Genomic DNA, 22390 nt, shown 5'->3' with positions numbered 1-22390 from the left:
GTCCCCCGCCCGCAGGGCGCGGCGTGCGACATCGGCGCGGTCGAGGCGATCCCCGCGCCGCCCCCGCCGCCCGCGCCCGCGCCGCCCGCGCCCGCGGCCACCCCCGCCGACCCGCCCGAGATCGAGTCGGCGCGACTGCGCCCGACGCGGTTCCGCCCCGGGTCCGGCGACGGCCGGGGCACGCGCGTCACCGTGCGGCTCTCGGACGAGGGCACGCTGCGCCTGCGGGTGGAGAAGGCGAAGCCCGGCCGGCGGATCGACGGCCGGTGCCGCACGCCGCGCAAGGGGACGACGGCGGGCCGGCGCTGCACGCGGTGGGTCGCCGTCCGCGGCGCGATCGAGCGCGACCTCGGCAAGGGGACGTCCTCCCTGCGCTTCAGCGGCCGGATCGGCAACCGGACGCTGTCCCCGGGCCGCTACCGGCTCGTCCTGCGCGCCCGCGCGGGCGACGGCGCGCCGCACGGGCCGGCGCAGCGCCGCATCTTCCGCGTGCTCGAGCGGTGAGTGTCGATCCACACCCCGAGAACGGGGGTGAATCGACACTCACGGGGTGGAGGTGACGACGGCGTGCGGAGGGACGGTCGCACCGGGCGCGATCCGCGCGCCGGGGAGGAGCTTCGCGCCGACGCTGAGGCGGGCGCCCTCGCCGATGACGATCGCGGAGGCCGCGACGGGCTGGGTCCGGAGCGGAGCCTCGACCTCGTCACCGAGCTGCTCGACGTCGACCACGACGACCTCGTCGGCGAGGACCGCGCCCGCCCCGATCCTCACGCCCGCGTGGGCGACGATCCGGCAGCGCTCGCCGAGTCGCGCGTCCTCACCGATCTCGATGTGCGAGCCCGCGGCGGCGACGAGCCGTGTCCGCGCCCCGAGGCGACACCCGTCGCGCAGGACGATCTCGGCGCCGGGCGCGACCTCTGCCTGGACCCCGCGCCCGACGGCGACGCCGCGCCCGACGCGGACGCCCCGGCGCGCGGCGAGCCGAAGACGCCGGAGGCCCGTCATCGCTCTCGGAGGCCGAGCCGGGCGCCGAGCGCCGTGCGCTCACGCACGCGACGGACGCGATCACGTACGACGGCGCGCGCGTGGGCGGGCGCATACCGGACGTCCACGGGTGGGTTCGCGCCCCGCACCGCGACCGAGGGCCGAGCGTCCACTCCGAGCGCCGCCGCCGCGCGGTCCGCGATCTCGAGCTGACCGATCGCGGTCGGATGGACCGTGTCCGGCAGGACGCGGACCCACCCGCCGAAGTCCTCGAGGTCGACGATGCCCGCATCGCGGGCCGCCGCGACCCGCCGCACGATCGCGTTGGCCTCGCGGGGCTTCGGCGCGCACGTCGGCCGGCCGAGATCGAGCGGGAGCGTGAGGACGAGGAGGCGCGTGGCGCGCGCGGCGAGATGTGCGCAGATCGCATCGAGATCGCGCTCGTAGGCGGCGGCGTCCCACGCCGGCGAGCGGGCGTCGTTGACGCCGACGTAGAGCGCCGCCAGGTCGTAGTCCGCCGTGACGCGCGGCACCTGGACGTGGAGGACGGTCGTCGCCGTCGCGCCGTTCTCCGCGTACGACGTGTAGGGGAGGTCGAGCGCGCGGGCGAGCCACTGCGCCCACGAGAGCGGCGTCACCCCGAGCTGCATCGAGCCCTCCCCGACCGTGATGCTGTCGCCGAGGGCGATCACCCCCTTCCGGCACACGTCGCTCACGCGCGGCCCGCCTCCTCGGTGACGGCGCGCAGCCGCTTCGCGAGCCGGGGGGTGAGCGCACCCGGCTCCATGCGCCACCGCCAGCTCCCGGTCGCGCGCCCCGGGATGTTCATCCGCGCCTCGCTGCCGAGGCCGAGGACGTCCTGCGCCTGCACCATCGACAGCTGGGCGGGGGACGAGGCGGCGAGGCGGATGAGCGACCACCACGGCTCGTCCTCGCGCACGCCGGCCTCCGCGACCGTCCGGTCGATGTCGGCGCGGACCGCGTCGGGCAGCGACCCCAGCCAGCCGCGGAGCGTGTCGTGGTCGTGCGTGCCGGTGTAGACGACGCTGTCCGCCTCGTGGTTCTCGAGACGGTGCGGGCCGTGCGGGTCGTCGGGGTCGAACGCGAACTGCAGGACGACCATCCCGGGGAACCCGAGCTCGCGGCGCAGCCTCGTCACCGGAGGCGTGATGACGCCGAGGTCCTCGGCGATGACCGGCAGCTCGCCGAGCGCCTCGCGCGCGGCGTCGAACACCGCGCGGCCGGGACCGCGGCGCCAGCGCCCCGCCCGGGCGTCCGGGGACCCCTCCGGCACCGCCCAGTAGGCGACGAATCCCCGGAAGTGGTCGATGCGCGTCATGTCGAAGAGCGCGAACGTCCGCCGCATCCGCTCGGTCCACCAGCGGTACCCGCGGCGCTGCAGCGCGGGCCAGTCGTAGAGGGGGTTCCCCCAGAGCTGGCCCTTGTCGCTGTAGGCGTCGGGCGGCGCCCCCGCGACCTCGCCCTCGCGGAAGATCTCGGGGTGCGCGACGTGGTCGGCGCTCCCCGGGGCGACGTAGATCGGGACGTCGCCGATGAGCCCGACGCCCCGGTCGCGGGCGTAGGCGCGCAGCGCGCTCCACTCGCGGTCGAACCGGACCTGGTCGGCGATGGCCCGGCGGCCGCCGGCGACCGCCGCCCAGTCCTCGACCCAGGCCGCTTCACGAGCGCGGAACGCCTCGATCTCGTCGTCGGAGACCGGCGCGGACGGCTCGGCGAGCAGGCCGCGCCACGCCGCGAACGCCGACTTCGACTTGTACGGGGAGCCCGCCCGGTCGGGTGGGCCGAGCGGCAGCATCTGCCACCACGACTGCCCCGCCTCGGCGAGCCAGTCGATGAAGCGGAACGCCTCGTCACCGAGCGTCCCGCCCGGAAGGCTCGTCGGGTGGAGCTGCACTCCTGAGGCGCGTTCACAAAACAGACGGTTACATCCTCCGCGAAACGGACAGAGTGAAGGGGATGCCCGGTTCCCCCTCCCCCGAACCGCCCCCGCCGCGGATCCAGATCGTCGATCCGACGCCGCGCATCGGCGGCGGACGGTATCCGGCGAAGCGGACCGTCGGCGAGAGCGTCGTCGTCGGGGCGGAGATCTTCACGGACGGCCACGACGTCGTGCGCGCCGTCGCGAAGTGCCGCGCGCCCGGGAAGCGGGCGTGGCGCGAGAGCCCGATGCACCGCACGGACGCCCACGTCGACGGCGACCACTGGGCGGGCGAGTTCCCGGTCGACCAGCTCGGGCGCTGGACGTGGACGGTCGAGGCGTGGACCGACGCCTTCGCGACGTGGCGCGGCGAGCTGCGCCGCAAGGTCGACGCCGGCGAGCCCGACCTCTCGAGCGAGGTCCTCGAGGGCGCGCTCCTCCTCGAGGAGGCCGCCGGCCGCGCCGACGGCGAGGACCGTCAGCTCATCGAGGAGGCGGTCGCGACGCTTCGCGACGACGACCTCGGCGACGACGCCAAGCACGAGGCGGCGCTCGACCCGGGGCTCCTCGACGTCGTCGCCCGCCATCCGGACAGGTCGCGGTCCTCGACGCTCGAGAAGCCGCTCTGCGTCGACGTCGATCGCGAGCGGGCGCGCTTCGGGTCGTGGTACGAGCTCTTCCCGCGCTCGTGGGGCGGCCTGCGCGGCGTCGCGTCGCAGATCCCCGCGCTCGCCGACCTCGGGTTCGACGTCCTCTACCTCCCGCCGATCCACCCGATCGGCCACACGAACCGCAAGGGCCGCAACAACGCGCTCGTCGCGGGGCCGGGCGACCCGGGCTCCCCGTGGGCCATCGGCGACGAGCACGGCGGGCACACCGCGATCCACCCGGAGCTCGGCACCTTCGAGGACTTCGACCTGCTCGTCGAGACCGCGGCCGCCCACGGCATCGACATCGCCCTCGACTTCGCGATCCAGTGCTCGGCCGACCACCCCTGGCTCACCGAGCATCCGGAGTGGTTCAACCACCGACCGGACGGGACGCTGAAATACGCGGAGAACCCGCCCAAGAAGTACCAGGACATCTACAACGTCAACTGGGACTGCGACGACTGGCGCGGTTTGTGGGAGGCGCTGCGGGACGTCGTGCGCTTCTGGGCCGACCGCGGCGTGAAGGTCTTCCGCGTCGACAACCCGCATACGAAGCCGATCCCCTTCTGGGAGTGGCTCATCAAGGAGATCCGGGCCGTCCACCCCGACGTCGTCTTCCTCGCCGAGGCCTTCACGCGCGCCGCGATGATGCGACAGCTCGCGCGGATCGGCTTCAACCAGTCCTACACGTACTTCACCTGGAAGAGCTCGCGCCACGAGCTCACCGAGTACGTCACCGAGCTCGCGACGAGCGGCATGCAGGACTACTACCGGCCGAACTTCTTCGTCAACACGCCGGACATCCTCACCGAGGAGCTGCAGCACGGCGGGGCGTCGAAGTTCGCGAGCCGGCTCGTCCTCGGCGCGACGCTCAGCCCCACCTACGGCATCTACTCGGGCTACGAGCACTTCGAGGGCACGCCCGTGCGCACGGGCAGCGAGGAGTACCTCGACTCGGAGAAGTACGAGATCAAGGAGCGCGCGCTCGACGGGCCGCTGCTCCCGCTCGTCAAGCAGCTCAACGAGATCCGCCGGGCCCACCCCGCGCTCCAGCAGCTCGCCGACACGCACTTCCTGCACACGGAGAACGACGCGCTCGTCGCCTACGCGAAGCGGAGCGGGTCGAGCGCCGTCATCACGGTCGTCACCCTCGATCCCTTCGACGCGCAAGAGGGTGTCGTCGTCGTCCCCTACGAGCTCGGCCTCCCGCCGGTCTTCACCGTCCGCGACCTCCTCGCGGGCGAGACGTTCGACTGGCGGATGGGCCGCAACTTCGTCCGGCTGGGACCGCTGCGCGTCGCCCACATCCTGGAGGTGAGCGCTTGAGCACGCAGCACGACCCCGACCGCGTGAGCACGCATCAGACCTGGTTCGAGTCCGACCCCCTGTGGTTCAAGACCGCGCTCTTCTACGAGATCCACCTCCGCGGCTTCTTCGACGGCACGGGTGACGGGAACGGCGACTTCCGCGGGCTCAGCGAGAAGCTCGACTACCTCCAGTGGCTCGGGGTCGACTGCCTCTGGCTCCTCCCCATGTACCCGTCGCCGCTGCGCGACGGCGGCTACGACATCGCCGACTTCTACGGCGTCCATCCCGACTACGGGACGATGGACGACGTCCGCGCCTTCATCGAGGCCGCCCACGAGCGCGGGATGCGGGTCATCGCCGACCTCGTCATGAACCACACCTCGAGCGACCACGACTGGTTCCAGGAGGCGCGCTCGAGCCCCGACAGCCCGAAGCGCGACTGGTACGTGTGGTCCGACGACCCGACGCTCTACTCCGACGCGCGGATCATCTTCGTCGACACCGAGACCTCGAACTGGACGTGGGACGAGCAGGCCGGCGCCTACTACTGGCACCGCTTCTTCCACCACCAGCCGGACCTCAACTACGACAACCCCGAGGTCCGCGAGGCGATGCTCGACGTCCTGCGCTTCTGGCTCGACGCCGGACTCGACGGCTTCCGGCTCGACGCCGTCCCCTACCTCTACGAGCGCCACGGGACGAACTGCGAGAACCTCTCCGAGACGCACGAGTTCCTCAAGGAGGTCCGCGCGACCGTCGACCGCGAGTACCCGGACCGCGTCCTCCTCGCCGAGGCGAACCAGTGGCCCGAGGACGTCGTCGAGTACTTCGGCGACGGCGACGAGTGCCACATGGCGTTCCACTTCCCCGTCATGCCGCGCATGTTCATGGCGCTGCGGCGCGAGGAGGCGACGCCGATCACCGAGATCCTCTCCCAGACGCCCGCGATCCCCGACAACTGCCAGTGGGGCCTCTTCCTGCGCAACCACGACGAGCTCACGCTCGAGATGGTCACCGACGAGGAGCGCGACTACATGTACGCGGAGTACGCGAAGGACCCGCGCATGAAGCTCAACGTCGGGATCCGCCGCCGCCTCGCGCCGCTCATGGACAACGGCCGCGACGAGATCGAGCTGCTGCACGCGATCCTCTTCAGCCTGCCGGGGTCCCCGGTCCTCTACTACGGGGACGAGATCGCGATGGGCGACAACGTCTACCTCGGCGACCGCGACGGCGTCCGCACCCCGATGCAGTGGACGGGAGACCGCAACGGCGGCTTCAGCCGCGCGGACTTCGCGCAGCTCTACGCGCCGCCGCTCATGGACCCCGTCTACGGCTACCAGGCCGTGAACGTCGAGGCCCAGCTGCGGACGGCGAGCTCGCTCCTGCGCTGGCTGCGCCGCTTCATCGCGCTGCGCAAGGAGCATCCCGTCTTCGGGCTCGGGAGCTTCGAGACGCTCACCCCGTCGAACCCGAAGATCTTCGCCTGCATCCGCGAGTACGAGGACGACACGGTCCTCTGCGTCCACAACGTCGGGCGCTCCGCCCAGGCGGTCGAGCTCGACCTCAGCCGCTTCGCGGGCCGTGCGCCGGTCGAGCTGTTCGGCCGGACGCGCTTCCCGCAGATCGGCGAGCTGCCGTATCTCCTCACGCTCGCCCCCCGCGGCTTCTTCTGGTTCCGCCTCGAGGAGGTCCACGATGAGCCTTCCTGACCGGACGACCGACCCGCTCGAGGAGTGGCTCACGACGCAGCGCTGGTTCGCGTCCAAGGCGCGCGACGTCATGAGCGTCAACGTCCTCGAGCGCATCGCGCTCAGCGACGACCCGCTCCTCGAGCTCGTCATCGTCGAGGCGCGCTTCGAGGCGGGGACGCACGAGCTCTACCAGGTGCTCCCGGGCGAGCCGGACGGCGTGCACGCGCTCACGCGGCTCTTCGCCGAGGAGGCGACCGTCGGCCCCGTGGCCTTCCACGGCGGCCGGGAGCTCACCGGCGAGATGCGACCGATGGGCGCGGAGCAGTCGAACTCGTCGTTCGTCTTCGGAGAGCAGCAGGTGCTCAAGGTCTTCCGCCGCATCGAGCCGGGGATCAACCCCGAGCTCGAGATGCTCCGGTTCCTCTCGGAGCGCGACTTCGAGAACATCGCCACGCTCACCGGCTGGTACGAGTACGACGGCGAGCTCATGAGCGCGACGATGGGGATCGCGCAGCGGTTCATCGGGGAGGCGCGCGACGGCTGGGAGCTCGCGCTCGACGACCCGAAGGGACTCCTCACCCGGCTCCCGGAGCTCGGCGCGGCGACGGGGCGCATGCACACGATCCTCGCGTCCGACAACACCGACGCCGCGTTCGAGCCCGAGGAGCCGAGCGTCGAGGCGCTCGCGCTCCTCACCGCGACGATCGACGAGCAGATCGAGCGCGTCTTCCTCGATCTCCCCGACGACCAGGCGCTCGGGCCGATCGCGGGCCGCGGCGAGGAGGTGCGCGACCGGCTGCAGCTCATGTCGCACGTCGGCGTCGGCGGGCGGCTCATCCGCCACCACGGCGACTACCACCTCGGGCAGACCATGCTGCGCGACGCGGGCTGGATCATCCTCGACTTCGAGGGCGAGCCCGCCCGGACCCTCCTCGAGCGACGCCGCAAGCGCTCGCCGCTGCGCGACGTCGCCGGGATGCTGCGCTCCTTCGCCTACGCCGCCTCGGCCGCGAGGATCCTCCGCGGAGTCCCGACCGAGGAGGACTGGGAGGAGCGGGCCCGCAGCGCGTTCCTCGACGCCTACTTCGAGGCCGTCGAGCCGACGCTCCTGCCGGCCGGCGACGCCGCGATCACGAAGCTCCTCGCGATCTTCGAGCTCGAGAAGGCGGTCTACGAGCTCGAGTACGAGCTGAACAACCGGCCCGACTGGGTCGCGATTCCCGTCGCCGGGATCGCGCGGCTCCTCGACACGGAGGTCATCTCATGACGATGGCGGATCTCGACCGGCTCGCGGCACGCGACCACCACGACCCGCACTCCGTGCTCGGCGCGCACCCGATCGCCGGAGGCGTGCGGATCCGCGTCTTCCACCCGGTGGCCGAGTCCGTCGTCGTGCACCCGGCGGACCTCGCGCTCGAGCGGGTGCATCCGGGCGGCGTGTTCGAGGGGGACGTCCGCGACGTCGAGCTCCCCTACGACTACGAGATCGAGTTCCGGTTCCCCGACGGCAACACGCACCGGACCGCCGACCCGTACCGCTTCGCCCCGACGCTGAGCGACGTCGACGAGCACCTGTTCAGCGAGGGCCGCCACGAGCGGCTGTGGGAGAAGCTCGGGGCGCACGTCCGCGAGCTCGACGGCGTCCGCGGGACGTCGTTCGCCGTGTGGGCGCCGGCCGCGCGCTCGGTGAGCGTCGTCGGCGACTTCAACCACTGGGACGGCCGGCACCACCCGATGCGCGCGCTCGGCGCGTCCGGCGTCTGGGAGCTCTTCGTCCCCGGCGTCGCCGAGGGGACGATCTACAAGTACGAGATCCGCACGCAGTCCGGCGAGCTCACGCTCAAGGCGGACCCCTTCGCGTTCGAGACCGAGATGCCGCCGCAGACGAGCTCGGTCGTCCACCGCTCGACGTACGAGTGGAAGGACGCGGATTTCCTGGCGGCACGCGAGAGCTCGGCGGCGATGGACCGGCCGATGTCGATCTACGAGGTCCACCTCGGGTCGTGGCGGCGCAACCCGCTCGAGGACGACCGCTCGCTCACCTATCTCGAGCTCGCGGACGAGCTCGCCGCCTACGTGAGCGACCTCGGGTTCACGCACGTGGAGCTGCTGCCGGTGATGGCGCACCCCTTCCCCGGCTCGTGGGGCTACCAGGTGACGTCGTACTACGCCCCGACACCGCGGTTCGGCTCCCCGGACGACCTGAAGGCCTTCATCGACCGGCTGCACCAGCACGGCATCGGGGTCATCCTCGACTGGGTGCCGGCGCACTTCCCGCGCGACGCGTGGGCGCTCGCGCGGTTCGACGGGACGGCGCTCTACGAGCACGACGACCCGCGCCGCGGGGAGCACCCCGACTGGGGCACGCTCGTCTTCAACTTCGGGCGCAACGAGGTCCGCAACTTCCTCATCGCCAACGCGCTGTTCTGGGCGCGCGAGTACCACGTCGACGGCATCCGCGTGGACGCGGTCGCCTCGATGCTCTACCTCGACTACTCACGCGAGGAGGGCCAGTGGGTGCCCAACGAGTTCGGCGGCCGCGAGGAGCTCGAGGCGGTGGCGTTCCTCAAGGAGCTCAACGAGGTCCTCCACCGCGAGTTCCCCGGGGTCGTGAGCGCCGCCGAGGAGTCGACGGCGTGGCCGGGCGTCTCCCGGCCGACCTACCTCGGCGGGCTCGGCTTCGGCTTCAAGTGGAACATGGGCTGGATGCACGACACCCTCGGGTACTTCCAGCAGGACCCGGTGCACCGGCGCTACCACCACCACGAGCTGACGTTCTCGCTCGTCTACGCCTTCACCGAGAACTTCATCCTCCCGCTCTCGCACGACGAGGTCGTCCACGGCAAGGGCTCGCTCCTCACGAAGATGCCGGGCGACCGGTGGCAGAAGCTCGCGAACCTGCGATCCCTCTACGCCTTCATGTGGGCGCATCCGGGCAAGAAGCTCCTGTTCATGGGGCAGGAGCTCGCGCAGGAGCAGGAGTGGAGCCACGACCGCTCGCTCGACTGGCACCTCCTCGGCTCCGGGGAGAACTCGGGCGTCCAGGCGCTCGTCCGCGACCTCAACGCGACGCTGACGTCGACGCCGGCCCTCTACGAGGTCGACTTCGACGGCCGCGGCTTCTGGTGGATCGAGCCCAACGACGCCGACCACAACGTCGTCGCCTTCGCCCGCGCCGGCGAGGACCCCGAGAGCGACGTGCTCGTCTGCGTCGCGAACCTCTCGCCGGTCCCGCGCGAGGGCTACCGGCTCGGGCTCCCTCACGCCGGGCGCTGGCGGGAGGTGCTCAACACGGACTCCTCCCTCTACGGCGGCACCGACACCGGCAACTTCGGAGAGGTCGTCGCCGACGGCCCCGGCTGGCACGGTCAGCCGTTCTCCACGGACATGACCCTCCCCCCGCTCGGCGTCGTCTGGCTCGTGCCCGACCGCGCGTCCCGCAGCACGCCGACGGCGACTCCGGAGGCGGCGAAGGTTCCCGCGCCCGGGTCCCGGGTAGCTTCCGCCCGTGCACGACGCCGCTGACGAGCTCCCCTGGGAGCGCCACCTCGGGGCGACCCCCGTCGACGAGGACACGGTCGAGTTCCGGGTCTGGGCGCGCGACCGGGACGAGGTCCGCGTCCGGGTCGGCGACCGCGAGCACCTCCTCGAGGACGTCGGGCTCGGCATCCACGAGGGCCGCGTGCCGGCGCGGCACGGGGACGATTACGCGTTCGTCCTCGAGCCGGACGGGCCGGAGCTGCCGGATCCCGCGACGCGCGACCAGCCGGAGGGTCTGCGCGGTCCGTCGCGGATCGTCGACCCGCGCACGTTCACGTGGACGGACGCCGGCTTCTCGCCACCCGCGCTCGAGGACCTCGTCGTCTACGAGCTCCACGTCGGGACGTTCACCGAGGAGGGGACGTTCGACGCCGCGATCCCCCACCTCGCCGGTCTCGCGGAGCTCGGCGTCACCGCGATCGAGGTGATGCCGGTCGCCGAGTTCCCCGGTGAGCGCGGCTGGGGCTACGACGGCGTCTACCTCAGCGCCGCCCAGTCGAGCTACGGCGGGCCCGAGGCGTTCCAGCGGCTCGTCGACGCCGCCCACGCCTGCGGTCTCGCCGTCGTCCTCGACGTCGTCTACAACCACGTCGGCGCGTCGGGCGTGAAGGCGCTCGAGGCGTTCGGGCCCTACTTCACGGAGCGCTACGAGACGTTCTGGGGCAAGGCGATCAACTACGACGACGAGCACTCCGGGCCGGTGCGGGAGTGGGTGCTGCAGTCCGCCGAGGGCTGGGCCCGCGACTTCCACGTCGACGGCCTGCGGCTCGACGCCATCCACGCGATCTTCGACCAGAGCGCGCACCCGATCCTCACCGCGGTCGCCGAGCGGGTCCACGCCGCGCGCCCCGGCGCCCTCGTCATCGCCGAGTCGGGGCTCAACGACCCGCGCGTCATCCGGCCCGTCGGCAGCGGCGGGAACGGGCACGACGCGCAGTGGGCCGACGACTTCCACCACGCGCTCCGCGTCCTCCTCACCGGGGACCGCGACGGCTACTACGCGGACTTCGGGACGGTCGGCGACCTCGCGAAGGCGTTCCGGCGGCCGTTCGTGCACGACGGGACGTACTCGCCGTTCCGCAAGCGCCGGTACGGCGCGCCGGCGGACGACCGTCCACCCCGGCAGTTCGTCGTCTTCGGCCAGAACCACGACCAGGTGGGCAACCGCGCGTTCGGCGACCGGCTCCCACGCGAGGCGCGCCCGCTCGCGGCGTTCTGCGTCCTCCTGTCGCCGTTCGTCCCGATGCTCTTCATGGGCGAGGAGTACGGCGAGGACGCCCCCTTCCAGTTCTTCTCCGACCACATCGACGAGAAGATCGCGGTCGCGACACGCGACGGCCGTCGCCGCGAGTTCGCCGCGTTCGCGGAGTTCTCCGAGGAGGAGGTCCCCGACCCGCAGGCCGCGACGACGTTCGAGCGCTCGAAGCTGAGCCGCGTCCGCGACGAGCCGCTCGCCGCGCTCTACGCGGAGCTGCTGCGCGTGCGCCGGACGCTCCCCGGCGACGAGGTCCGCACGGTCCACGACGAGCATGCGCGCTGGCTCGCCGTCGACCGGGGCGACCACCGCCTCTGCTGCAACTTCGCCGGGGACGAGCGCGCGGTGCCGGCCGGCGACCGGCGCGAGATCGTCATCGCGACCGGCGAGGCGACGGTGCGCGAGGACAAGGTCGTGCTCGGCCCGCGCACGGGGGCGCTCGTCCGGTGAGCCTGCGCGAGCACGAGGTGTGGCCGGGACGCCCGTTCCCGCTCGGCCCGACCTGGGACGGCGAGGGGACGAACTTCTCGATCTTCAGCGAGAACGCCGAGCGCGTCGAGCTCTGCCTCTTCGACTCGGGCGACGTCGAGACGCGGATCGAGGTCGTCGAGCGCACGGCGTACAACTGGCACTGCTACCTGCCCGGGGTGGGTCCCGGCCAGCGCTACGGCTACCGCGTCTACGGGCCCTACGACCCCGAGGAGGGCCACCGGTTCAACCCGACCAAGCTCCTCATCGACCCCTACGCGAAGGCGATCGAGGGCGAGATCCAGTGGGAGAGGGCGAGCGTCCTGCCCTACGTCCCCGACGAGACCGACGTCGCCGACCTCGAGCCCGACGACGAGGACGACGCCGACGCGATCCCGAAGTGCCTCGTCGTCAGCACCGACTTCGACTGGGAGGGCGACCGCCTCCTCGGTCACCGGTGGAGCGACACCGTCATCTACGAGACGCACGTGAAGGGCTTCACGCGGCAGCACGAGGACGTCCGCGAGGACCTCCGCGGCACGTTCGGCGGCCTCGCATCCGAGGCGGCGATCGCGTACTTCAAGGACCTCGGCGTGACGGCGGTCGAGCTCCTGCCGGTCCACCACATCGCCGACGAGCACTTCCTCGCGGAGAAGGGCCTCAGCAACTACTGGGGGTACAGCTCGATCGGCTACCTCGCGCCGCACGCCGACTACGCGGCGACCGGCTCGACGGGGGAGCAGGTGCGCGAGTTCAAGGGGATGGTGAAGGCCCTCCACAAGGAGGGGATCGAGGTGATCCTCGACGTCGTCTACAACCACACGGCAGAGGGGAACCACCTCGGGCCGATGCTGTCGTTCCGCGGGGTCGACAACGCCTCGTACTACCGGCTCATGCCCGACGACCCGCGGTTCTACATGGACTTCACGGGGACGGGCAACAGCCTCAACGTCGTCCACCCGAGCGTCCTGCGGCTCATCATGGACTCGCTGCGCTACTGGGTCATCGAGTGCCACGTCGACGGCTTCCGCTTCGACCTCGCGAGCGCCCTCGCGCGCGAGCTCTACGACGTCGACCGGCTGAGCGCGTTCTTCGACACGATCCACCAGGACCCGATCCTCTCCCAGGTGAAGCTCATCGCCGAGCCGTGGGACGTCGGTCCGGGCGGGTACCAGGTCGGCAACTTCCCGGTCCTGTGGACCGAGTGGAACGGGATGTACCGCGACACGATGCGCGACTTCTGGCGTGGCGAGGCCGGCGTCGGCGAGTTCGCGAGCCGGCTCACCGGCTCGAGCGACCTCTACCAGGAGGAGGGGCGCGAGCCGTTCGCCTCGATCAACTTCATCACCGCGCACGACGGCTTCACGCTCGCCGACCTCGTCTCCTACAACGAGAAGCACAACGAGGCGAACCTCGAGGGAGGCCAGGACGGCACCGACGACAACCGGTCGTGGAACCACGGCGTCGAGGGTCCGACGGACGATCCGGAGATCCGCGAGCTGCGCGAGCGCCAGCAGCGCAACATGATGACGACGCTCCTCCTCTCCCAGGGCGTCCCGATGATCCTCGGCGGCGACGAGTTCTCGCGCTCGCAGGGCGGCAACAACAACGCCTGGTGTCAGGACAACGAGATCTCCTGGTTCGACTGGGACATCGACGAGCCGGGGCGCCGGATGCACGGCTTCACGAAGCGCGTCATCGCGCTGCGCCGCAATCACCCCGTCTTCCGCCGCCGCCACTTCCTCTCCGGCGAGACGAGCTCGGCGGCGGGGACCGGGCCGCCCGACGCGTGGTGGTTCCGCACCGACGGCCGCCGGATGACGCACCGCAACTGGGAGGCCGGCGGGCACGTCATCGGCCTCTTCCTCAACGGCCGCGAGTTCCCGTACCGGGGCCACCGCGGCGAGCGCATCATCGACGACTCGTTCCTCATCCTCGTCAACGCGCACCACGAGGACGTCACCTTCACGCTCCCGGGGCGCCGCTACGGCTCGACGTGGGCGCTCGAGCTCTCGACCGCCGAGCCCGAGGCGGAGGCCGGTGCCTACACCGTCGACGCACGCCGCTCGCTCGAGGTGACGTCGCGGTCGATGACGGTGCTGCGGCGGGTCGCGCCGGAGAAGTGAGCCGATGAGCATCCCCCGCGCGACCTACCGGCTCCAGCTGGGGCCCGAGATGCGCTTCGACGACGTCCGCGCGCTCGTCCCCTACCTCCGCGATCTCGGGATCACGCACGTCTACCTCTCACCGGCGCTGCAGGCGCGGTCGGGCTCCACGCACGGATACGACGTCGTCGACCCCACGCGCGTCTCCGAGATGCTCGGCGGCGAGGAGGGGCTGCGCGCTCTCGCCGGCGAGGACATCGGGATCGTGCTGGACATCGTCCCGAACCACATGGGCGCCGGGGACGAGAATCGCTGGTGGGCGGACGAGGCCGAGCGCGTGCGGGTCTTCGACGTCGACCCCGGGACCGGGCACCACCGGCGCTTCTTCGACATCGACGACCTCGCCGGGGTGCGCGTCGAGGACCCGGAGGTCTTCGCGCTCACGCACGACAAGGTCCTCGAGCTCGTCGGCGACGGCGTGCTGGACGGCCTGCGCGTCGACCACCCCGACGGGCTCGCCGATCCGGCCGGCTACCTGCAGCGCCTGCACGACGCCGGCGCGGAGCACGTCTGGGTCGAGAAGATCCTCCACCCCGGCGAGCGGCTGCGGGACTGGCCGGTCGAGGGGACGGTGGGCTACGAGTTCCTCGTCGACGTGCAGGCCCTCTTCGTCGATCCGGTCGCGGAGGCGCCGCTCACGGCGCTGTGGCACGAGCTCTCCGGGGACTCCCGGTCGTTCGACGAGGTCGCGCTCGATGCCCAGATGGAGCAGGCCACGACGACGTTCACGCGCGAGGTCGACCGGCTGCGGACGATCCACGATCCGGGCGGCCTCGAGGAGGCGCTCGCGCGGCTCCCCGTCTACCGCACCTACGTGACGGACGGCCGCGTCGCGCCGGAGGACCGCGCCGCGCTCGAGGCCGCCGGCCGGCCGGACCTCTTCGACGGCGCGCCCGCGGAGTTCGTCTCGCGCTTCCAGCAGACCTCGCCGCCGGTCACCGCGAAGGGCATCGAGGACACGGCGTTCTACCGCTACCTGCGGCTGCTCGCGCTCAACGACGTCGGCGGCGACCCGGGGCGGTTCTCGGTGCCGGTCGCGGACTTCCACCTCGCGAACGCGCAGCGGGCCGAGCGGTTCCCGCACAACCTCCTCATCACGCAGACGCACGACACGAAGCGCTCGGGCGACGCGCGGGCGCGGGTCGGCGCGCTCAGCACGATGCCGGAGGAGTGGGCGGAGCACGTCCGCGGGTGGCTCGCGGCGACCGAGGACCTCGTCGAGGACGGCGCCCCCGACGTCCCGGAGCGCTACCTCGTCTTCCAGACGCTCGTCGCGGCGTGGCCGATCACGCCGGAGCGGCTCGAGGGCTACGTCGAGAAGGCGCTGCGCGAGGCGAAGCGCAACACGACGTGGGTCGACCAGGACCACGGCTGGGAGGAGCGGGCGAAGCGGTTCGCCACCGGGCTCCTCGAGCACGACCGGTTCCGCGCGTCGTTCCTCCCGTTCCTCGACCGGCTGCTGCCGGAGGGCGAGCGGTCGGCCCTCGGTCAGCTCCTCCTCAAGCTCACCGTCCCCGGGGTCCCCGACGTCTACCAGGGCGACGAGCTCTGGGACCTCTCGCTCGTCGACCCGGACAACCGCCGGCCCGTCGACTGGGAGACGCGGCGGGCGGCGCTCGACGCGCTGGCGCGGGGCGAGGCTCCGACGCGCGAGACGATGAAGCTCCACGTCATCCGCCGCGCGCTCGACCTCCGCGCCCGGCGGCCCGAGGCCTTCGACGGCCCGTACCGACCGGTCGATGCCGGCCCCGACGTCTGCGCGTTCACGCGCGGCGAGGCCGTCGAGGTCCTCGTCGCGGTCCCGGTGCGTCGCGACGCGGTGGCGCAGATCGACGCGTCGGGCTACGCCGACGTCCTCGGAGGGCACTCCCCGCCCGGAATGTCCCTCCTCGAGAAGGCGTGAATGCCGATCCGCCCACCGATACCGGGGGTGGATCGACACTCACCGGGTCGGGGCGGGTCAGCGGGGGTCCGCGAGGCCCATGTCGCGGCCGATGATCTCCTTCATGATCTCGGTCGTGCCGCCGTAGATCCGCAGGATGCGGGCATCGGCGTAGTCGCGGCAGATGGGGTACTCCTGCATGTAGCCGTAGCCGCCGTGCAGCTGGAGGCACGCGTCGGTGACCCGGCCGAGCATCTCGCTCGACCAGTACTTCGCCATCGCCGCCTCGGCCGCCGTGAGCTCGCCGGCGACGAGCGACCGCAGGCACTGGTCGACGAACGCGCGCGTCGACGCGATGTCGGTGCGGCACTCGGCGAGGACGAACCGGGAGTTCTGGAAGGTGCCGATCGGCTGCCCGAACGCGTGGCGGTCCTTCACGTACTCGAGCGTGCGCTCGAGCGCGCCCTCGGCCGCCCCGACCGCGCCGATCGCGATCGACATCCGCTCCTGCGGGAGGTTGTGCGTGAGGTGGCGGAAGCCGTCGCCCTCCGCGCCGATGAGGTTCTCGACCGGGACGCGCGCGCCGTCGAAGAAGAGCTCCGCCGTGTCCTGGGCGTGCTGGCCGAGCTTCTCGAGGTTGCGTCCGCGCGTGTAGCCGGGCGTGTCGTTCTCGACCATGACGAGGCTGAGGTCGGAGTGCGTGCCGGTCGACCCCGTCCGCACGGCGGTGATGACGAGGTCGGCGTTGAGCCCGCTCGTGATGAACGTCTTCGAGCCGTCGACGACGTAGTGACCGTTCTCGCGGACGGCCTTCGTCTTGATGCCCGCGAGGTCCGAGCCGGTGCCGGGCTCGGTCATCGCGATCCCGAGGACGAGCTCGCCGCTCACGATGCCGGGCAGCCAGCGCTCCTGCTGCTCGCGGCTGCACAGCTCGAGGACGTAGGGCAGCGCGACGTCGTTCTGCATCGTGACGCAGAGCGCGAAGGCGTTGAGCCCCCGCCGCGTCGCCTCCTCGTTGAGCACCGCGTTGAAGCGGAAGTCCTCGACGCCCGGACCGCCGAACTCCTCCGGGACCTGGAGTCCGTAGAAGCCGAGCTCGCCGATGCGGCGCAGCACCTCACGGGGCACCTGGCCCTCGCGCTCCCAGTCCTCGTAGTGCGGGACGACCTCGGCGTCGAGGAACCTCCCGAAGCTCTCGCGGAGATCGTCGTGGTCGGCGGTGAACGTGTCGCGCTTCATGCGGTGGTGCCTCCGGGGACGAGCGAGCGGACGGCGGCGATGCCGTCCACCTGGGTGAGGGGATGGGGACCCGCCGGCGAGAGGCAGAAGCCGTCGACGCCGGCGTCGCGGTACTCGGCGATGCGCGAGGCGACGTGCTCGGCGTCGCCGATGAACGCCCACTTCTCGACGCGGTCGAACGGCATGCCGTACTGACGCTGGATGTGCTCGGCCGCCTGCTCGCGCCCGACGCCCGCGTCGTCGCAGACGTTGACGAACGCGACGAGCGCGACGCCCGGGGCGGGACGCCCGTGCTCCGCGGCCATCGACGCGAGCTCCTCGCGGGCACGCGCGACGTCCTCGGGGTCCATCCACATCGGGAAGTAGGCGTCGCCGACGCGGGCGGCCCGCCTCAGGGCCGCCGCCGAGCGGCCGCCGACGAGGACGGGCGGCATCTGCGGGACGGCCGGCGCGAGGCCGTCGCAGTCGACCGGGAGGATCCCGTCGGACTGCACGCGCTCGCCGGTCATGAGCGGCGGCAGGAGGTCGAGCGCCGCGTCCATCCGCTTGCCGCGCTCCTTGCGGTCGACCCCGACCGCGCGGAACTCCGGCTCGTACTCGCCGCCGAGCCCGACGCCGAGGAGCAGCCGGTCGCCCGCGAGCGCCGCGATCGTCGAGAGCTGCTTCGCGAGCAGGGTCACCGGGCGCAGCGTCGGGTTGAGGATCGCCGTGCCGAGCTTCACCCGCTCGGTCACCGCGCCGGCGAGCGTGAGGCAGGTGACGGCCTCGAGGACCGGCTGGTGGAAGAGCAGGTGGTCGGGGACCCAGACGTGGTCGAGTCCGGCGGACTCCGCCTCGCGGGCGGTCTCGGCGACGGGCGTCCCGTTGCCGAAGGTGTCGATCGTCTGCAGGGCGATCCCGATGCCCGCCCAGGGTGGTGCGGTGCTCATGCTGTCTCCTCGATCGTTCTCGGTTCCGCGATCTCGCCGAGCGCGCGACGACGCTCGCGGGCGGTGAGGCCCGTGAGGCGCCGGGCCCCGCGCTCGGTGACGACGACGTCGACGTCCGCTCGCGTCGTCGACACGGGGCCGTCGAGCCGCTCGACGATCCGCGCCGCGGGCAGCGCGACGACGCCCGTCCCGCCGCTCGCCGCGGCCGCGCGCAGGAAGTCCACCTGGCCGCCGATCGCCCCGACGGCGCGGCCGCCGACCGACTCGCAGCCGGCATTGCCGTCGAGATCGACCTCGATCGCGCTGTTGATCGCGACGAGGCGGCCGACGCCGGCGAGCGTCGCCGCGGAGTGCGTGTGGCTCACGGTCCGCAGCACGACGTCGTCGCGGCCGTCGACGGCGTCGTAGAGGCGCTGGGTGCCGACGATCTGGCCGGTGACGGTCGGGCGGGAGAGCGCGTCGGCCTCGAGGAGGTCGACGAGTCCGTCGCTCACCATCCCGCTGTGGATGCCGAGGTCCCGGCGGTCGGCGAGCGCCACCAGGATCGCGTCCGGCAGCGCGCCGACACCCATCTGGAGCGTGTCGCCGTCGCGCACGAGGGCCGCGACGTGGCCGGCGATCGCGCGCTCGACCGGGCCGGGCTCCGCGTGCAGCTCGGGGAGGGGCCGGTCGGTGTGGACGACGGCGTCGAAGCGGTCGTACGCGATCGTCTCGCCGCCGACCCGCGGCGCGCGCGCGTTCACCTCGCCGATGACGACGCGGGCGTGCGCGATCGCGTCGGGGAGGTAGTCCGTGCCGCCCGCGTAGCCGCACCGCCCCTCGGCGTCCGGCGGCGTCACCTGGACGAGGACGACGTCGGCCGGGACGAGCCGCTCGGCGAAGAGCCTGGGAAGCGCGGAGTAGTGCGTCGGGATGATCGCGAGGCCGCCGATCCGCCCCGTGCGTCCGAGGCCCCCGTAGGAGGAGACGCGCGCCTGCGGCGGGACGAGCGGCTCGTGGTCGTGCAGCGACATGCCGAGGAAGACGGTGACGTGACCCGCCTCTCGCACCGCCCGCCACACGGCCTCGACGAGACCGACCGGCTCGGCCGCGAGGTTGCCGACGACCACGCCGTCGCCGTCACGCAGCCACGGGGCGAGGTCGATCCGCGCCGCGTCGAGCTCGACCGGGGCCGCCACGACGTCACCCGTCGAGGCGCTCGATGATCGTCCCGACCCCGAGACCGCCGCCGCAGCACATCGTGACGAGGCCGAGGTCGCCTCCGGTCCGCTCGAGCTCGCTGATGATCGTCGCGAAGAGCCGGGCCCCGGTCGTGCCGACCGGGTGGCCGAGCGCCATCGCCCCGCCGTTGACGTTGACGCGGTCCATGTCCGGCCCGAGCTCCTTCGCCCACGCGAGGACGACGGAGGCGAACGCCTCGTTGCACTCGACGAGGTCGAGGTCGCCGATCGCGAGGCCCGTCCGGTCGAGCAGCTTGCGCGTCGCCGGGATGGGGCCGGTGAGCATGATCACCGGGTCGACGCCGACCGTGACGTGGTCGACGATGCGCGCGCGGACGCGCAGCCCGAGCCGCTCGGCCGTCGCGCGCGAGGCGAGGAGGACGGCGGCGGCGCCGTCCGAGAGCTGCGACGACGTCCCCGCGGTCACCCGGCCGTCCTCCTTGAACGGCGTCTTCAGCCCGGCGAGCGACTCCATCGACGTCCCGGGACGGATGCCCTGGTCGGCGTCGACGGTGCCGTGTGGCGTCTCGATGGGCACGATCTCCCCGCGGAAGCGCCCCTCCTCGGTCGCCCGCTGCGCCCGCGCGTGCGACTCGACGGCGAGGGCGTCCATGTCCTCGCGCGAGATGTCCCAGCGCTCGGCGATCCGTTCGGCGCTGAGGCCCTGCGGGATGAGGTCGAAGCGCTCCTTGAGCCGATCGGTCCACGGGTCGCCGTAGAGCTCCTGGATCTTCACCGGCGAGTTGATCGGCACGTGGTGCATGTGCTCGACGCCGGAGGCGATGACGAGGTCGTGGACGCCCGAGGCGATGAGCCCCGTGCCGTAGGCGACCGCGGACTGCGCCGACCCGCAGCGGCGGTCGATCGTCGCCGCCGGGACCTCGACCGGGTAGCCGGCCTGGAGCCACGCGTTGCGGGCGATGTTGCGCGACTGCTCGCCGAAGGGCGCCGTGCAGCCGGTGATGACGTCCTCGACCTCGGCCGGGTCGAGCGACGAGCGCTCCAGCAGCGCGGTGAACGTCGCCTCGAGGAGGTCGGCGGGGTGCGTGTCGCGGAACGCGCCCTTCTCGGGGTGCGCGCGGCCGATCGGCGTGCGCACGGCGTCGACGAGGACGACCTCGCGGCCGGCGTCGAGCATCGGGCTGCGGACCTCGCGCGCCATCAGATGACCGTCCCGCCGTCGACGCACAGCACCTGGCCGGTGATGTACGCGGCGTCGTCGGAGAGGAGGAACGCGAACGTCCCGGCGACCTCGTCGGGCTCGGCGAAGCGGCCGAGCGGGATGCGGGCGAGCGTCTTCGCCTTCAGCTTCTCGTCGGTGCGGACCGTCTCCGTCATCGCGGTCGCGGCGAGCGGCGCGACGGCGTTCACGGTGATCTGCCGCTTGGCGAGCTCCTTCGCCCCCGACTTCGTGAGGCCGACGACGGCGGCCTTCGCCGCCGAGTAGTTCGCCTGGCCGATCGTGCCGACGAGCCCGGCGGCCGAGGTCGAGTTGACGATGCGGCCGGTCCCGTCGTCGGGCAGGTGCGACAGCGCGGACTGCATGACGTGGTAGGTCCCGAGGAGGTGGACGTCGAGCACGGAGCGGAACTGGTCCTCCTCCATCTTGTGCAGCATCGCCGGGCGGATGATCCCGGCGTTGTTGACGACGGCGTGGAGGGCGCCCAGCCGGTCGGCGGCCGCGTCGACGGCGGCCTTCACGGCGGCCCCGTCGGCGACGTCCGCGCCGAGCCCCACCGATCCGCCTCCGATCTCGTCGGCGACCGCCGTCGCGGCGCTCTCGTCACGGTCGACGACCGCGACCTTCATGCCCTCGGCCGCGAGCCGTCGCGAGACCGCGGCGCCGATCCCGGCGCCCGCGCCCGTGACGAGCGCGACCCGTCCCTCGAGGCCGCGCATCAGTACGACCTCGGGAGGCCGAGGACGTGCTCCCCGACGTAGTTGAGGACCATCTCCTGCGGGAGCGGCGCGATCTTCAGCAAGCGTGCCTCCTTGTAGTAGCGCTCGACGTGGTACTCGCGGGCGTACCCGAACCCGCCGTGCGTCTGGATCGCCCGGTCGCAGGCCTCGGTGCCCGCGTCGGAGCAGAGGTACTTCGCCGCGTTCGCCTCGAGGCCGGCGGGCTCGCCGCGGTCGTACTTCCACGACGCCTTGCGCAGGACGAGCTCGGCGGCGTCGAGGCGCATCCGCGCGTCGGCGAGCGGGAACTGGATGCCCTGGTTCTTGCCGATGGGCCGGCCGAAGACGACGCGCTCGTTCGCGTAGTCGACGGCGCGGCGCAGCGCCGCCCGCCCGAGCCCGAGCGCCTCGGCGGCGATGAGGATCCGCTCGGGGTTGAGGCCGTCGAGGAGGTACTTGAAGCCCTTCCCCTCCTCGCCGACGCGGTCCTCGGCGGGGATCTTCAGGTCGTCGATGTACAGCTCGTTGGAGTCGACGGCCTCGCGCCCCATCTTCGGGATCGGCCGGATCTCGATGTTCGGGCTCTGCACGTCGGTGAGGAAGAGCGTCATCCCGTCGGTCTTCTTCGCGCAGTCCTCGAGCTTCGTCGTGCGCGTGAGGAGGAGGACCTTGTCGGAGTGCAGCGCCTTCGAGATCCACACCTTGCGCCCGTTGCACACGTAGTGCGACTCGTCGTCGGAGAGCTTCGCGAAGGTCTTCGTCGCCGTCGTGTCGAGACCGGCGTCCGGCTCGGTGATCCCGAAGCAGACGTGCATCTCGCCGCTCACGATCTTCGGCAGGAGACGCTCCTTCATCTCCGGCGTCCCGTGCTTGATGACGGGATGCATCCCGAAGATCATCCCGTGCAGGGACGAGGCGGCGTTCATGCCGCCACCGCTCGCGGAGATCTCCTCCAGCATGATCGACGCCTCGGTGATCCCGAGGCCGGTGCCGCCCTGCTCCTCGGGGACGCAGATCCCGAGCCACCCGTCCCGGGCGAACGCGTCGTAGAACTCGTGCGGGAACTCGTGCTGGGTGTCCTTCTCGAGCCAGTACTCGTCGTCGAACGTCCCCGCGAGGTCGGCGACCGCGCGGCGGATGTCCTGCTGGTCCTGGGTGAGTGCGAAGTCCATGGGGCCTCTTCCTTAACGATCGTTAGGGAGACTAGCGCCCGCGGCG

16 protein-coding genes and 1 pseudogene are annotated in these 22390 nt (G+C 72.1%); 8 read left to right on the top strand and 9 right to left on the bottom strand.

All coding sequences use genetic code 11. From position 1 onward, the window contains the following. Positions 1-504 (top strand): annotated as a pseudogene (locus ACME2J_RS03320) (hypothetical protein); the annotation flags it as partial. 39 nt (positions 505-543) lie between these two features. On the opposite strand, the gene ACME2J_RS03315 reads toward ACME2J_RS03320, so the two are convergent. From ACME2J_RS03315 to ACME2J_RS03305, 3 genes are read right to left on the bottom strand one after another with little or no spacing between them, the layout of a single operon-like run. Beyond that, the gene (locus ACME2J_RS03315) at positions 544-1005 is read right to left on the bottom strand and encodes a hypothetical protein (protein ID WP_495543451.1); all 462 of its coding nucleotides are present in this window, start codon (positions 1003-1005) and stop codon (positions 544-546) included. After that, positions 1002-1700 carry an SGNH/GDSL hydrolase family protein gene (locus tag ACME2J_RS03310; RefSeq protein WP_495543450.1) on the bottom strand — a complete coding sequence of 233 codons (699 nt, stop codon included), beginning with the start codon at positions 1698-1700 and terminating at the stop codon, positions 1002-1004. The genes ACME2J_RS03315 and ACME2J_RS03310 overlap by 4 nt, the downstream gene beginning before the upstream one ends. After that, complete coding sequence (locus ACME2J_RS03305; RefSeq protein ID WP_495543449.1) at positions 1697-2899, bottom strand: 4-alpha-glucanotransferase; 1203 nt, start codon at positions 2897-2899, stop codon at positions 1697-1699. The genes ACME2J_RS03310 and ACME2J_RS03305 overlap by 4 nt, the downstream gene beginning before the upstream one ends. A gap of 62 nt (positions 2900-2961) precedes the next feature. On the opposite strand from ACME2J_RS03305, the gene ACME2J_RS03300 reads away from it, so the two are divergent. The 7 genes from ACME2J_RS03300 to ACME2J_RS03270 are packed head-to-tail and all read left to right on the top strand — an operon-like array spanning position 2962 to position 15906. Beyond that, on the top strand, positions 2962-4899 hold the full coding sequence (locus ACME2J_RS03300) for an alpha-1,4-glucan--maltose-1-phosphate maltosyltransferase (RefSeq protein ID WP_495543448.1): 1938 nt from the start codon (positions 2962-2964) through the stop codon (positions 4897-4899). Next, complete coding sequence (treS, locus tag ACME2J_RS03295; RefSeq protein WP_495543447.1) at positions 4896-6593, top strand: maltose alpha-D-glucosyltransferase; 1698 nt, start codon at positions 4896-4898, stop codon at positions 6591-6593. The genes ACME2J_RS03300 and treS overlap by 4 nt, the downstream gene beginning before the upstream one ends. Beyond that, positions 6580-7842 carry a maltokinase N-terminal cap-like domain-containing protein gene (locus tag ACME2J_RS03290; protein WP_495543446.1) on the top strand — a complete coding sequence of 421 codons (1263 nt, stop codon included), beginning with the start codon at positions 6580-6582 and terminating at the stop codon, positions 7840-7842. The genes treS and ACME2J_RS03290 overlap by 14 nt, the downstream gene beginning before the upstream one ends. Further along, the gene (glgB, locus tag ACME2J_RS03285; protein ID WP_495543445.1) at positions 7839-10100 is read left to right on the top strand and encodes a 1,4-alpha-glucan branching protein GlgB; all 2262 of its coding nucleotides are present in this window, start codon (positions 7839-7841) and stop codon (positions 10098-10100) included. The genes ACME2J_RS03290 and glgB overlap by 4 nt, the downstream gene beginning before the upstream one ends. Then, positions 10084-11820, top strand: coding sequence for a malto-oligosyltrehalose trehalohydrolase (gene treZ / locus ACME2J_RS03280; RefSeq protein ID WP_495543444.1), 1737 nt, complete (start codon positions 10084-10086; stop codon positions 11818-11820). The genes glgB and treZ overlap by 17 nt, the downstream gene beginning before the upstream one ends. Next, positions 11817-13964: a glycogen debranching protein GlgX gene (glgX, locus tag ACME2J_RS03275; protein WP_495543443.1), complete on the top strand. Its 2148-nt coding sequence runs from the start codon at positions 11817-11819 to the stop codon at positions 13962-13964. The genes treZ and glgX overlap by 4 nt, the downstream gene beginning before the upstream one ends. A gap of 4 nt (positions 13965-13968) precedes the next feature. Continuing rightward, on the top strand, positions 13969-15906 hold the full coding sequence (locus tag ACME2J_RS03270) for an alpha-amylase family glycosyl hydrolase (protein ID WP_495543442.1): 1938 nt from the start codon (positions 13969-13971) through the stop codon (positions 15904-15906). Positions 15907-15963: 57 nt separating this feature from the next. On the opposite strand, the gene ACME2J_RS03265 is transcribed toward ACME2J_RS03270, so the two are convergent. Genes ACME2J_RS03265 through ACME2J_RS03240 form a run of 6 tightly spaced genes read right to left on the bottom strand, consistent with a single transcriptional unit; the run spans position 15964 to position 22344 of the window. Continuing rightward, positions 15964-17124, bottom strand: a complete 1161-nt coding sequence (locus ACME2J_RS03265) for an acyl-CoA dehydrogenase family protein (RefSeq protein ID WP_495543441.1) — start codon at positions 17122-17124, stop codon at positions 15964-15966. Continuing rightward, positions 17121-18053 (bottom strand): LLM class flavin-dependent oxidoreductase, encoded by a 933-nt coding sequence (locus ACME2J_RS03260; protein WP_495543440.1) that lies wholly within the window; start codon positions 18051-18053, stop codon positions 17121-17123. Before ACME2J_RS03260 ends, ACME2J_RS03265 begins: the two co-directional genes overlap by 4 nt. Next, positions 18050-19231, bottom strand: a complete 1182-nt coding sequence (locus tag ACME2J_RS03255) for an acetyl-CoA hydrolase/transferase family protein (RefSeq protein WP_495543439.1) — start codon at positions 19229-19231, stop codon at positions 18050-18052. The genes ACME2J_RS03260 and ACME2J_RS03255 overlap by 4 nt, the downstream gene beginning before the upstream one ends. Before the next feature lie 4 nt (positions 19232-19235). Continuing rightward, positions 19236-20435 (bottom strand): thiolase family protein, encoded by a 1200-nt coding sequence (locus tag ACME2J_RS03250; RefSeq protein WP_495543438.1) that lies wholly within the window; start codon positions 20433-20435, stop codon positions 19236-19238. Beyond that, a complete protein-coding gene (locus ACME2J_RS03245) occupies positions 20435-21172 on the bottom strand; it encodes an SDR family NAD(P)-dependent oxidoreductase (RefSeq protein ID WP_495543437.1) in 738 nt (245 codons plus the stop codon). Before ACME2J_RS03245 ends, ACME2J_RS03250 begins: the two co-directional genes overlap by 1 nt. Next, positions 21172-22344 (bottom strand): acyl-CoA dehydrogenase family protein, encoded by a 1173-nt coding sequence (locus tag ACME2J_RS03240; protein WP_495543436.1) that lies wholly within the window; start codon positions 22342-22344, stop codon positions 21172-21174. The genes ACME2J_RS03245 and ACME2J_RS03240 overlap by 1 nt, the downstream gene beginning before the upstream one ends. Positions 22345-22390 lie beyond the last annotated feature (46 nt).

It is taken from the genome of Paraconexibacter sp., assembly GCF_059438195.1.
Note: the sequence above shows the minus strand (reverse complement) of the source record. Positions and strands in the feature narration are given on the sequence as shown.